Here is a 10967-nt window from a genome sequence, read left to right as displayed (position 1 = left end):
CAAGGAATTATCAATGACCGAGAAGCTCAAGCTGATCGACCACGTGCAGGCGATCAACTGGAACCGCATCCAGGACGACAAGGACGTAGAAGTCTGGAACCGCCTGGTAAACAACTTCTGGCTGCCTGAGAAGGTGCCGCTGTCCAACGACGTCCAGTCGTGGAACACGCTCACCCCGGAAGAGCAGCAGCTGACCATGCGCGTCTTCACCGGCCTGACCCTGCTGGATACCGTGCAGGCCACCGTTGGTGCCGTCTCGCTGATTCCGGATGCGCTCACCCCGCACGAGGAAGCGGTTTACACGAACATTGCGTTCATGGAGTCCGTCCACGCCAAGAGCTACTCCTCGATCTTCTCCACGCTGGCTTCCACGAAGGAAATCGACGAGGCCTTCCGCTGGTCCACGGAGAACGAGAACCTGCAGAAGAAAGCTCACATCGTCACGGACTACTACCGCGGCGATGATCCCCTGAAGCGCAAGGTGGCCTCCACCTTGCTGGAGTCCTTCCTCTTCTACTCCGGCTTCTACCTGCCGATGTACTGGTCTTCCCGGGCCAAGCTGACAAACACGGCTGACCTGATCCGCCTGATCATCCGTGACGAAGCCGTGCACGGCTACTACATCGGCTACAAGTTCCAGCGTGGCCTGGAGACGGTTTCCGAGGAACGCCGCCAGGAGCTGAAGGACTACACGTACGAGCTGATGTACGAGCTCTACGAAAACGAAGTCCAGTACACGCATGACCTGTACGACGGCGTCGGGCTGGCTGAGGACGTCAAGAAGTTCCTGCACTACAACGCCAACAAGGCGCTGATGAACCTGGGCTATGAAGCCATGTTCCCGTCCACCCTGACGGACGTGAACCCGGCGATCCTTTCGGCCCTGTCGCCGAACGCTGACGAGAACCACGACTTCTTCTCGGGGTCCGGTTCCTCCTACGTGATCGGCAAGGCCGTGAACACCGAGGACGACGACTGGGACTTCTAGTCCCTGGCTACAACCGCAATATTTCCGCAGCACCGGACCAGCAGGTCCGGTGCTGCGGTCTTTAACGAGGTCAGTCCTGGAACAGGTTCCACAGCTTCTGCGTCGTGTTCCAGCTGCGGATGGTCATCGACTTGTACAGCGGCGAGGACGCGATGGCGCTCAGGCGGCTCTTGGTGCGTTCGGCGCTGAGGCGCTGGGAGTAGACGACGCCGTCGCCCGGCCAGATCCGATCGACACCCTCACGCGGATTGAACGCGCTCATGGCTTCCTCTGCATCAATGCCCATCAGGAAGATTGCGTCGCTGTGGTACCTGCCCGGATGCTCGCCGAAGTTCGCGGGCTTGTTATCGATGACGTGCTGCAGCTGGCTGCGGCTGAGCACCAAAACCTTGATGAGTTCATCGTCGAGGTCGAAGCTGCCCGTGAGGGCGGCTTCGATGTCCCTGCCGACCTGCTCAGCAGGATCGGCTGATTCGAGCAGCACATTGCCGCTGGCAATGTAGGTCACCACCTGCTCGTAGCCCAGGTCTTCCAGATGCTCCTTGAGCGTCTTCATGGGTACCTTGTTCCGCCCGCCCACGTTGATGCCGCGCAGGAGGGCGAGGTAATGGCTCGTTTCCACGGCTGCCTTCCTTTCATCAGCGGGAGCTGGCGGGAGGGATGGGCGTCGTTATCCGTGACCCGATTGGAGCACAGGATGCCCGCTGCGGGCAATGGCCCGGATGCTTCCGCTTGGGGCACCCGGATGAGGACGCTGGCACGGACGTCTGCTTCGGAGCGGGGAAGGCGCTAGTCCCTCGAAGGCTTTTGCCGCTGCTGCTTCGTTGCTGACCGCAGCTTCTTTGCATCAAGGCGCCTGAAGTTGGAGCCGCGGGTCGGTTTGGTCCGGCGTCGCGAAGCAGGGCCGGGGGCGAGCGCGTCCGCGACCATAGCCGCCAGCTTGGCAAGGGCGATCTCCCGGTTACGGAGCTGGGAACGCTGTTCGGAAGCTGTAACAACCAGCGCTCCGGCGACCAGGCGGCCTTTCAGGCGCCGGAGCAGCCTCCCACGCTCGTCTTCGGACAGCGCCGCTGAGCCGGCAACGTCCCAGGACAGGGCCACGCGGCTGTCCGTGGTGTTAACGTGCTGGCCGCCCGGGCCGGACGAACGGGAGAACCGCCACTGGAGTTCCGCTGCGGGAATCGTCAGCTCCGGCGATACCAAAAGGTCCATGGATCCAGCCTCGCACGAATGACGGTATGCCGAGGACGACAGGTCCCGCGCGCCAAGTCCGGTGAACCGTGGGAAACGGGTTCTTTCTGCGGCTTTGTGAAGCCGGACGGCAACGGAGATGACAGGGAGCAAACAGGCTTCACGGCGTCCCGCTAGTGTGAAGATCCAGAAGGTTTCCCATGATCTGAAAAGCGAGTTGAGCGTGGACATCCGTACGGAAGAGTTCGACACCATCGTGGTGGGCGCCGGAGTGTCGGGCCTCAGCGCTGCCCGGGTGCTTGCGGCCGCAGGCAAGAAGGTCGCGGTGCTGGAGGCACGGGACCGCATCGGAGGCCGCGTGCACACCGAGCGCCTGAACGGCCGCGTCACCGACCTCGGGGCCTCCTGGATTCACGGGATCGACGGCGGTCCGCTGCACTCGCTGACGCGCTCCTTTGGTATGCCGGACGTTGAATTCACGGTGGGCAGTTACCAGGCCGGCGGCCGGCCCATCGCCTACTACAGCCCCGATGGTGCGCGCCTGCCGGAGCGTGCTGCCGAGCGGTTCATCGCCGACGCAGCGAGCGTTGAAGGACGGTTGTCCGCTGTCATCGGGGCGATGGAACCGGGTGCCAGCTACGCTGAGGCGGCGCGGATCGCCGTCAGCGATGCAGCGGCAGCTGAAGGCTGGGATACGGAACGGGCGGCACGCGTCGTGGAGTACCTCGACCACCGCAGCGAAGAGCAATACGGCGCCGACTCCCGCCTGCTGGACGCACATGGCCTGGAGGATGAAGTCATCATCGGCGACGAGGTGGTTTTTCCGGAGGGTTATGACCAGCTGGCGTCGAATCTTGCCGCGGGAATTGATGTGCGGCTTGAGCACGTGGTGACCAGGGTTGCGCGGGCCGGAGCCGCAGGGGTAGAGAGCGGCGTCGTCGTGGAGACGGACCGTGGCCTATTCACCGCGGCGCAAGCCGTGGTGACGGTCCCCGTCGGTGTCCTCCAATCCGGGCGCCTGACGTTCGATCCGCCGCTGCCGCAGACGGTTGCCGGTGCCATCACCCGGTTCCGGATGAACGCCTTCGAGAAAATCTTCCTGCACTTTCCCGAGCGTTTCTGGGACGAAGACGTCTATGCGATCCGCCGCCAGGGCGAAGCCGCGAAGTGGTGGCATTCCTGGTACGACCTCACCGGTCTGCAGGGCGAGCCGACACTGCTGACGTTCGCTGCCGGGGAGTGCGCGCAGGCGATCCGCGGATGGTCCGATGAACGCGTGGTGGAGTCCGTCATGGCATCCCTGCGGGAAATCTACAGCGCGGGGATCCCCGATCCCGTGCACGCCACGATCACGGACTGGCAGGGCGACGAGTTCGCCGGCGGGGCATACGCCTACATGACGCGGGGGTGCACCGGAGAGGATCACAGCCGCATCGCAACGCCCATCGACGGAGTGCTTCATCTGGCCGGCGAAGCGACCTGGGAAGCTGACCCCGCAACCGTGAACGCTGCCCTGTGCTCGGGGCACCGTGCTGCGGAGCGGATTCTCCGCACGAACCGGCAAGACCCCGTGAACGGACAGGTGACCCGCGGCTCCGCCGGAACTCCACCGGAGGCCGTAAGCTTTTCGTCGGACGTACGTCGGTAACCGGGGGGAATGGACACATGGGCAGGTTGAAGCGGACACGGGGCGCATCGGCGGGCATTGCGCGAACAGTGCTGATCACAGGAGCAGCGCTGATCACGGGAGGTCTGCTCTCCGGCTGTGCTGCCACAGCTGCCGAAGAACCGCCGCCGGCCATGGAGCTTTCCAGTTTTGAATCCGTGGACGAACTGTCCGCCGCTGTGAACGGCCTTTACGGATGTGACCCGGACACGGAACAGGAGCCGGTCACCATCTCCTTCGACGGATACCTCCCCGAGTACGCCATGTGCACTGAAGCGCTTCAGCTTGTCCGCTTCCACAATGCCGAAGACCGGGAGAAAGTCTCGGGCATGCTGACGGCCGGCGGTGAAAACGTGCCGCCAGGCTTCGGCGAGGGCAGCAACTGGCACGTTTTCGTCCTGCAGAACGGTGCCGAAGCGCCCAGCGAAAAGGACATGAAAGACCTGGCCTACCAGCTCGGCGGCCGGTATGTGAGTGTCACCGGCCCACGCTAGCCCCGGGCTGAACCGCGGCCGTGTGCCGGGGACGTGGACGCTTATTCGCGTCGCTGCTGTTCCGCGGGCAGCGGTTATGGGAAAGTTGCGGTGGAGGAATGAGCATGCCGCGCCAGCACGTCAACATACACATCGCCTTGATTGGCTGTGTTTGCCTGTGCCTGCTCGGGTACCTGTCCTGGTTTGAGTCCCGCGCTCAGGAAGCTGCCGCCCAAGTCGCCGCCGGGCCTGATTTCGATTCGCCGGACAGCACGAGCGTCATCGTGAACAAGCACCGTCCGCTGGCCGACCCCGCCTATGTTCCGCAGGACCTGGCCGACATTGGGGGAGTGCAGCTGCGGGCAGAGGCGGCCGCCGCGTACCTGCAGATGAACGCCGACGCCGCTGCAGCCGGCGTGGGCCTGGTTGCCGTCAGCGGCTTCCGGACAGCGGACGCCCAGACCCAGCTGCACAGCTCCTATTCCAACACCTACGGCCAGCAGGCCGCCGAGTCGATTTCGGCCCGGCCGGGCTACAGCGAGCACCAGACCGGGCTGGCGGTGGACATCGGCAATCCGGACGGCGCCTGCTCATTGGAGCCCTGTTTCGAGGCGACACCTGCCGGCGCCTGGGCTGCTGCCAACGCGCACCGGTACGGCTTCATCATCCGGTACCCCGCAGGAGCTGAAGCAACCACCGGCTTCGGCTATGAGCCCTGGCACCTGCGCTACGTCGGCCCTGAACTCGCAGCCACCCTGACCGGGTCCGCCCAGACCCTGGAACAGTACGCCGGCCTTCCGGCCGCTCCCGGCTACCCCGCCGACCGTGCCCGCTGACCGGAGTCGAGTGCAGCTACGACGCCGCCGTCGACCAGCAAATCTACTCCGGTGACGAAGGAAGCGTCGCTGCTGAGCAGGAAGGCTGTGGCATTGGCGATGTCACCGGGCGTGCCGACCCGGCCCGTTCCCGATCCTTCGATCATCGCCCGCATCTGGGCACCCGATTCGCCCGCGAGTTCCTGCTGGCCCATCGCCGTCGAAATCACGCCGGGACTAATGCTGTTAACCCGTGCCCCGCGCGCTCCCCAGCGGAGGCTGGCTGCCTGCACCCGGACCTGGTTGGCACGCTTCGCGGCGCTGTAGGCGAAGCCCGGGTTGTCGATCGATGTGACGAACGGCAGTCCCAGCAGGTCATCGGCCGGTTTGGCTGCCAGTTCGGCGAGCGCGTCGTCCGGGATGTTTCCGCCGGCCATGTAGGCAGACATGCTGGAAATGATGACGCCGGCGCCACCGGGCGCGATGACCTTCTCGAATTCCTCCAGCACCACCGCAACGCCGAACAGGTCTACGGCCCAGATCGCCTGGACGGGAGCCTGGGCGGGGGAGAGGCCGGCGGTATGTACGACGGCGGTGACCGCGCCCAGTTCGCGGGCGGCTGCAGCCAGCGCTGCCACCGAATTCCGGGAGGAGACGTCCACTGCCTGGGACACGACGTCGTACCCTTCCGCCATGCCGATGTTTACCGCGTCCTCGAGGAGGGCTTCGTTGAAATCCGCGAGGAGGACTTTCCGTCCGGCTCCGCTGCGGCGCAGCACAGCCTGGCCCATGCCGCCCGTGCCAATGATGACGAGTACTTCTGCTGCCATGGTTCGCTCCGCTTCTGCTGGGGTGGTGCCGGACGTGTTCACATGAAACGGCCGAAACCTGCATACCGGACACGGCCGTCAGCCCAGTCTGGACCGATGCGGGAGCACTGCACAATGCCCGGAAGTGCGTGCTGTCAGCTTCCCGGGCCGTGCGCCGTCCCCCGCGAAGGTAATCAGCACCCGCGTGCCGGCCGGACAGGGTGCAGTACTGTGCAGCGGGCCCGGACTGCGGGACCCTGAAGGGAGAAGACACTTATGCGATCCGGAGATGCCCATGGACGCCATCATGCCGATGCTGACCCTCAACAACGGAGTGACGATTCCCGCCCTGGGGTTTGGTGTGTACCGCAACCCGCCCGCGCAGACTACGGTGGCCGTTGAGACTGCGCTGGCCAACGGGTACCGGCTGATCGACACTGCTGCCGCCTATGGAAACGAGACGGAAGTTGGCTCGGCACTGAGCCAGTCCGGTGTCGACCGGGCCCGGCTTTTCATCACGACCAAGCTGTGGATCGATGATTACGGGTACGATTCGGCGCTTCGGGCGTTCGACACGAGCATGGCCAAGGTGGGGCTCGACACGCTGGATCTGTACCTGCTGCATCAGCCGCTCGCGTCCGACTTTGACGCCACCGTCGCTTCCTACCAGGCCCTGCAGACGTTGTATGAGCAGGGCCGGGTACGGGCTATCGGAGTCAGCAACTTCGGAACAGCCCAGCTCGCTGAGCTGCTGGCCCGCACCGACGTGGTCCCGGCCGTCAACCAGATAGAGGTCCACCCCTACTTCACCGAACCCGAGCTGCGCGCCTTCAATCTTGAGAACGGCATACTGACCCAGGCCTGGTCGCCGATCGGCGGAGTCAACCGCTACGCGGCCAAGAGCGGAAATGTGAAGGACCCGCTGCGGGATCCGCTCATCACCGCCCTGGCCGCCAAGTACAGCAAGACTCCCGCACAGATCATCCTGCGCTGGGATATCCAGCAGGGCCTGTGCGCGATTCCCAAGTCGGTCAGCCCCAAGCGCATCGCCGAGAACATCGACATCTTCGATTTTTTCCTGACCAATGCCGAGCTGTCTGACATCAGCGCCCTGGACACGGGGATCCGGGGCGGGCCGAATCCGGAGGACATCCGCCGGTCCTGAGCTTGCTAATCTCGGCTGTATGACCCTTCTGCCTCCAGCTGCCGCCAAGGTTCAAAGCCTTTTGTCAGAGCTTGGTTCCTCCGCCGTTGTCCTGGAACTGGACGGATCCGCGCGGACGGCCGCGGAAGCCGCCGCGACGCTGGGCTGCGACGTCGGCGCCATTGGCAACAGCCTGGTCTTTATGGCCGACGGCGAACCCCTGCTGGTCATCACCAGCGGGGCGCACCGCGTGGACACGGCTGCACTGGCAGACCGGCTTGGCAAGGCCGTCATCAAACGTGCCGCCCCTGAGCAGGTGCGTGCCGCCACAGGCCAGGTGATCGGGGGAGTAGCTCCGGTCGGGCATCCGCAGCCCTTGGAAACGGTCGTTGACCGGGACCTGGAAAAGTACGATGACGTCTGGGTCTCCGCCGGCACCCCATACTCCGTTTTCCGCACGGACGCAGTGGAGCTGCTGCAGCTGACGGGCGGATCGAAGCTGCAGGTCGACTGAGGCGGGGGTCCCGGTATTCCGGCAGGAACTCCCGGGCGGTTGACGGGCCAGTACCCGTACGCGCAGGGTTGGATGCAACGGGCAACCGCGGAGTGCCCCAGCCGGAAAGCCGGCTTCGTTTTCCGGGCAGTAAGAGCCTCAGCAAGCTTCGACGGGAGAATCGCATGAAGACGCGCGAACTGGGGATGGCGGGACTCAAGGTATCCGAACTGGGGCTGGGATGCATGGGCTTCAGCCAGGGGTACGGTCCCGGCGGAACCACAGAAGACGCCATTAACCAGATCCGCACTGCCGTGGACCGCGGAGTGACCTTTTTCGACACCGCCGAGGTATACGGGCCGTTCACGAACGAAGCACTCGTCGGTGAAGCGCTGGCGCCCTACCGCGGAAGGGTGGTTATCGCCACCAAGTTTGGCTTCAAGATCAACGCAGACGGCCGCCAGGTGGGATTGGACAGCCGCCCCAGGCACATCTGTGAAGCAGTGGACGGCTCCCTGCGCCGGCTCGGCGTCGAATCAATAGACCTGCTGTACCAGCACCGGGTTGACCCCAACGTTCCCATCGAGGACGTGGCAGGCACCGTGAAGGACCTGATCACCGAAGGGAAGGTCAAGCACTTTGGTCTCTCCGAGGCGTCGGAAGCAACCATCCGCGCCGCGAACGCCGTCCAGCCGGTGACAGCAGTCCAGAGCGAATACTCCCTCTGGTGGCGTGAGCCGGAGGAGCATGTGCTGCCCGCATGCCAGGAGCTGGGCATCGGCTTTGTGCCCTTCAGCCCGTTGGGGCGCGGCTTCCTGACCGGGAAGATCACGCCGTCGACCGAGTTCGCTGCCGGAGACATGAGGGGCGGGCTGCCCCGGTTCACGCCTGCGGCACGGGAAGCCAACCAGGCCATGGTTGACCTGCTGGAAGCCATCGGGACGGCAAAGGACGCGTCACCCGCCCAGGTTGCCCTCGCCTGGCTGTTGGCCCAGAAACCGTGGATCGTGCCGATTCCCGGCACGCGGAAGCTCGAGCGGCTGGATGAGAACCTCGGGGCAACGAGCGTGACCCTGAGCGCGGATGATCTCAAAGCCATTGACGATGCGGCCGCCCGGATTCCGATCGAAGGCGCCCGCTACCCTGAAGAACTGGAGAAGACGATCGACCGCTAGCCCTTTGTGTCCGGGAGGAAAAACAGCAATGGGAAACCGCGGGGCCGACGCCTACCGGCGCCGGATGGAACTGGCAGCGAGAATACGGGCGACAGGACTTCCTGAACAGCAGGAGGAAGAAACTGCCGGCGAGGCGGAGCTGCGGCGCAGGAAGGAACTGGTTGATCCGGCCAGCAAGTCGGATTACCTGATCCGGGATGCGATGATGCGCGGTGACTTCGACAACCTGCAGTACGCGGGTAAACCCATCCCCAACCTGGGTGAGGCCAATGATCCCGACTGGTGGGTCAAGGGCCTGATCGAACGCGAGAACATCAGTGGCCTGGGCCCGCCTGCCCTGGTGCTTCGAGTGGAGGATGCGGAACTCGACGGTGTGCTGGACGGAATTCCTTCAGCCGCGCGGGTGCGGGAGGCCGTTGAGGACTTCAACCGGCGGATCGTCGAGGCACGGCGGCAGCTGCTGGGCGGACCGCCGGTCATCACCCCGCTGCGGGACGTCGAGCTGGAGGTTCAACGCTGGCGTGAACGCCGGGAGGCAGCCCGGCCGCCGGAGCCGGACACCGGGCCGCCGGCGCCGTGGTGGCGGAGGATACGGCGGAGGTGACCCGTGCTCGGTTTGGAACTTGTAGTGGCCCTTGGGGTGGCTATCCTCGCGTGCAACCTGGCCGCGCCGCGGGTGCGGATTGGGGCTCCGCTGCTGCTGCTGGGCAGCGGTTTGCTGCTGGGACTCATTCCCGCCTTTCGGCAGGTGGAACTGCCCTCCGAGATTGTGCTGCTGGTGTTCCTGCCGGCCCTGCTGTACTGGGAAAGCCTGACTACCTCGCTCCGGGAAATCCGCAGCAACCAGCGCGGCATCATCCTGATGGGCACCGGGCTGGTGGTGGTGACAGCCGCCGGGGTTGCCGGCGCCGCACATGCGCTCGGAATGCCGTGGGGTCCCGCGTGGGTCCTGGGAGCCGCGCTGGCTCCCACCGATGCCACGGCGGTTTCGGCGATGGCGAGGATGCTGCCGCACCGGGACGTCACGCTGCTCCGGGCCGAGAGCCTGGTCAATGACGGCACAGCCCTGGTCCTGTACGCGGTGGCGGTGGGGATCGTGGCGGGCGACGGCGGCTACACCCCGTTGTCCATTTCCGGCCTGCTGGCCCTGGCCTATGCGGGAGGAGTTGCCGCGGGACTGGTTATTGCCTGGGCCGGGATCCGGCTGCGGAAACGTGTCACCGATCCGCTGCTGAACAACGTGGTGACCTTCCTGACGCCGTTTGCCGCTTTCCTGCTCGCTGAGGGGATCGGCGGATCCGGGGTGCTGGCGGTGGTGGCGGCGGGCCTGATCATGAGCCAGACCGGCTCGCGTGTGACCTCGGCCCTTGCCAGGCGGCAATCCCGATCGTTCTGGACGTTCTCCACCTTTATGCTCAACGGGGCGCTCTTCGTCCTCATCGGGCTGGAACTGCACGCCGCGATCCGGATCCTCAGCGGCGGGCAGATCGCCCTCGGGGTCCTGGCTGTTGCCGTGGTGTCCGTGGTGCTGGTGGCCATCCGGCTCGCTTATCTGTTTGGGACTACCTACCTCATCCGGTTCCTGGACCGCAGACCGTCCCAGCGCACGCGCCGGGTCAGCAACCGCTCCCGGGTCGTGAGCGGGATGGCGGGTTTCCGCGGCGCCGTGTCCCTCGCCGCGGCGCTTGGAGTTCCACTGCACACGGCGGCAGGGACGCCGTTTCCTGATCGGGGATTAATCATTTTCGTCGCGGCAGGAGTTATCGTGGTCACGCTGACGGTCCAGGGCCCGCTTCTGCCGCTCGTTGCCCGCTGGGCGCACCTGCCGCAGGACAGCGTGCTTCAGGCCGAACGCAGGCTGGCCGAGATCCGTGCCACGGAGGACGGACTGCTTGCCCTTCCGGGGCTGGCGGCGGAGCTGGGAACGGACAGGGCGGTTGCGGACCGGCTGGAACACGAATACCGCCAGCATCTTGAAGTCCTGCAGGCTGACGGTGACGCCGCGGACGGCGCCCCGGTGCTGGAGCGGCAAAACCAGGAGCAGGAGCTGCGGCTGGCGCTGCTGGGACGCAAACGGGACGTCGTCCTGCAACTGCGGGACGAACGGCGGATTGATGACCGGGTCCTGCGCCTGCTGGAAACCCGGCTCGACGTCGAAGAGCTGCGGCTAACCCGACCTGACCAGGGCGACTGAGATCAGGTCTGCGCGGAAA

12 protein-coding genes are annotated in these 10967 nt (G+C 65.2%); 9 read left to right on the top strand and 3 right to left on the bottom strand.

Annotation, left to right across the window (positions count from 1 at the left end; translation table 11 throughout):
* The first annotated feature begins 13 nt into the window (after positions 1 to 13).
* Entirely contained in the window at positions 14 to 988 is a 975-nt protein-coding gene (nrdF, locus tag LOC59_RS08600; protein WP_227895627.1) for a class 1b ribonucleoside-diphosphate reductase subunit beta, read from the top strand.
* A gap of 70 nt (positions 989 to 1058) precedes the next feature.
* On the opposite strand, the gene LOC59_RS08595 is transcribed toward nrdF, so the two are convergent.
* Together LOC59_RS08595 and arfB are read right to left on the bottom strand one after the other, a co-directional pair.
* A complete protein-coding gene (locus LOC59_RS08595; protein ID WP_227895628.1) occupies positions 1059 to 1610 on the bottom strand; it encodes a DUF1697 domain-containing protein in 552 nt (183 codons plus the stop codon).
* Positions 1611 to 1777: 167 nt separating this feature from the next.
* Positions 1778 to 2200 carry an alternative ribosome rescue aminoacyl-tRNA hydrolase ArfB gene (gene arfB / locus LOC59_RS08590; RefSeq protein WP_229971502.1) on the bottom strand — a complete coding sequence of 141 codons (423 nt, stop codon included), beginning with the start codon at positions 2198 to 2200 and terminating at the stop codon, positions 1778 to 1780.
* Positions 2201 to 2402: 202 nt separating this feature from the next.
* Here arfB and LOC59_RS08585 point away from each other — a divergent pair, with 202 nt between their 5' ends.
* The 3 genes from LOC59_RS08585 to LOC59_RS08575 all read left to right on the top strand — a co-directional run bounded on the left by LOC59_RS08585 (position 2403) and on the right by LOC59_RS08575 (position 5154).
* Positions 2403 to 3827, top strand: coding sequence for a flavin monoamine oxidase family protein (locus LOC59_RS08585; protein ID WP_331460430.1), 1425 nt, complete (start codon positions 2403 to 2405; stop codon positions 3825 to 3827).
* A gap of 17 nt (positions 3828 to 3844) precedes the next feature.
* Complete coding sequence (locus tag LOC59_RS08580) at positions 3845 to 4339, top strand: hypothetical protein (protein WP_229971500.1); 495 nt, start codon at positions 3845 to 3847, stop codon at positions 4337 to 4339.
* A 104-nt stretch (positions 4340 to 4443) separates the two neighbouring features.
* Positions 4444 to 5154, top strand: a complete 711-nt coding sequence (locus LOC59_RS08575) for a M15 family metallopeptidase (RefSeq protein ID WP_227895631.1) — start codon at positions 4444 to 4446, stop codon at positions 5152 to 5154.
* On the opposite strand, the gene LOC59_RS08570 is transcribed toward LOC59_RS08575, so the two are convergent.
* Complete coding sequence (locus tag LOC59_RS08570; protein ID WP_227895632.1) at positions 5130 to 5963, bottom strand: SDR family oxidoreductase; 834 nt, start codon at positions 5961 to 5963, stop codon at positions 5130 to 5132. The two genes, LOC59_RS08575 and LOC59_RS08570, sit on opposite strands and share 25 nt — an antisense overlap.
* A 274-nt stretch (positions 5964 to 6237) precedes the next feature.
* Between LOC59_RS08570 and LOC59_RS08565 the strand changes: the two genes are divergently transcribed.
* From LOC59_RS08565 to LOC59_RS08545, 5 genes are all read left to right on the top strand, one after another.
* Positions 6238 to 7107 carry an aldo/keto reductase gene (locus LOC59_RS08565; protein ID WP_331460429.1) on the top strand — a complete coding sequence of 290 codons (870 nt, stop codon included), beginning with the start codon at positions 6238 to 6240 and terminating at the stop codon, positions 7105 to 7107.
* A 19-nt stretch (positions 7108 to 7126) separates the two neighbouring features.
* Positions 7127 to 7600 carry a YbaK/EbsC family protein gene (locus tag LOC59_RS08560; RefSeq protein ID WP_227895634.1) on the top strand — a complete coding sequence of 158 codons (474 nt, stop codon included), beginning with the start codon at positions 7127 to 7129 and terminating at the stop codon, positions 7598 to 7600.
* Positions 7601 to 7764: 164 nt separating this feature from the next.
* Complete coding sequence (locus LOC59_RS08555) at positions 7765 to 8754, top strand: aldo/keto reductase (RefSeq protein WP_227916624.1); 990 nt, start codon at positions 7765 to 7767, stop codon at positions 8752 to 8754.
* Between the two features lie 28 nt (positions 8755 to 8782).
* The gene (locus LOC59_RS08550; RefSeq protein ID WP_229971496.1) at positions 8783 to 9358 is read left to right on the top strand and encodes a J-domain-containing protein; all 576 of its coding nucleotides are present in this window, start codon (positions 8783 to 8785) and stop codon (positions 9356 to 9358) included.
* Between the two features lie 3 nt (positions 9359 to 9361).
* On the top strand, positions 9362 to 10948 hold the full coding sequence (locus LOC59_RS08545; RefSeq protein ID WP_229971493.1) for a Na+/H+ antiporter: 1587 nt from the start codon (positions 9362 to 9364) through the stop codon (positions 10946 to 10948).
* The last annotated feature ends 19 nt before the right edge of the window (positions 10949 to 10967 follow it).

Origin of the sequence: Arthrobacter sp. zg-Y916 (assembly GCF_020907385.1) — a bacterium.
Lineage (GTDB): Bacteria > Actinomycetota > Actinomycetes > Actinomycetales > Micrococcaceae > Arthrobacter_B > Arthrobacter_B caoxuetaonis.
Note: the sequence above shows the minus strand (reverse complement) of the source record. Positions and strands in the feature narration are given on the sequence as shown.

Bases quoted from the DNA above. Each gene is read 5' to 3' on its own strand.
- LOC59_RS08565 (WP_331460429.1), top strand. From the start codon at position 6,238: ATGGACGCCATCATGCCGATGCTGACCCTCAACAACGGAGTGACGATT.
- LOC59_RS08550 (WP_229971496.1), top strand. From the start codon at position 8,783: ATGGGAAACCGCGGGGCCGACGCCTACCGGCGCCGGATGGAACTGGCA.
- LOC59_RS08560 (WP_227895634.1), top strand. From the start codon at position 7,127: ATGACCCTTCTGCCTCCAGCTGCCGCCAAGGTTCAAAGCCTTTTGTCA.
- LOC59_RS08580 (WP_229971500.1), top strand. From the start codon at position 3,845: ATGGGCAGGTTGAAGCGGACACGGGGCGCATCGGCGGGCATTGCGCGA.
- arfB (WP_229971502.1), bottom strand. From the start codon at position 2,200: ATGGACCTTTTGGTATCGCCGGAGCTGACGATTCCCGCAGCGGAACTC.
- LOC59_RS08555 (WP_227916624.1), top strand. From the start codon at position 7,765: ATGAAGACGCGCGAACTGGGGATGGCGGGACTCAAGGTATCCGAACTG.
- LOC59_RS08575 (WP_227895631.1), top strand. From the start codon at position 4,444: ATGCCGCGCCAGCACGTCAACATACACATCGCCTTGATTGGCTGTGTT.
- LOC59_RS08570 (WP_227895632.1), bottom strand. From the start codon at position 5,963: ATGGCAGCAGAAGTACTCGTCATCATTGGCACGGGCGGCATGGGCCAG.
- nrdF (WP_227895627.1), top strand. From the start codon at position 14: ATGACCGAGAAGCTCAAGCTGATCGACCACGTGCAGGCGATCAACTGG.